Source organism: Mycobacterium sp. 852002-53434_SCH5985345, from assembly GCF_001667155.1.
GTDB lineage: Bacteria > Actinomycetota > Actinomycetes > Mycobacteriales > Mycobacteriaceae > Mycobacterium.
Genome location: NZ_LZIE01000086.1, coordinates 1 through 592, shown reverse-complemented (window position 1 = coordinate 592; position 592 = coordinate 1). Strand labels below are relative to the sequence as shown.

The 592-nt window shown below is 63.5% G+C and carries 2 protein-coding genes; both read left to right on the top strand.

Annotation, left to right across the window (positions count from 1 at the left end):
• A partial coding sequence (locus A5756_RS21585) for a WXG100 family type VII secretion target (RefSeq protein WP_066957310.1) occupies positions 1–276 on the top strand: 276 nt, incomplete at its 5' end.
• A 50-nt stretch (positions 277–326) separates the two neighbouring features.
• Positions 327–592 (top strand): WXG100 family type VII secretion target (locus tag A5756_RS21580; protein ID WP_066957308.1); only part of this gene is annotated, 266 nt, incomplete at its 3' end.

Here is a 592-nt window from a genome sequence, read left to right as displayed (position 1 = left end):
GACCCGCACGAAATGCGGGCGATGGCGGGCCGCTTCGAGGTGCACGCCCAGACGGTTGAGGACGAGGCTCGCAAGATGTGGGCGTCCTCGATGAACATCGCCGGCTCGGGCTGGAGCGGTCAGGCGCAGGCCACCTCGTACGACACCATGGGTCAGGTCAACCAGGCCTTCCGCAACATCGTCAACATGCTCCACGGAGTGCGGGACGGACTGATCCGCGACGCGAACAACTACGAGCAGCAAGAGCAGGCCTCGCAGCAAATCCTCGGCAGCTAGCGCTTAAAACCGCGGCTGCGTACCATTCCAGACATTAGGAGAACACCGTTATGACAATCAATTACCAGTTCGGCGATGTCGACGCCCACGGTGCCTTGATCCGCGCCCAGGCCGCGTCTCTGGAGGCTGAGCACCAGGCCATCGTTCGCGATGTGCTTGCTGCGGGTGACTTCTGGGGCGGTGCCGGTTCGGTGGCCTGCCAGGAGTTCATCACCCAGTTGGGTCGCAACTTCCAGGTGATCTACGAGCAGGCCAACGCCCACGGGCAGAAGGTGCAGAGCGCCGGCAGCAACATGGCCAGCACCGACAGCGCCGT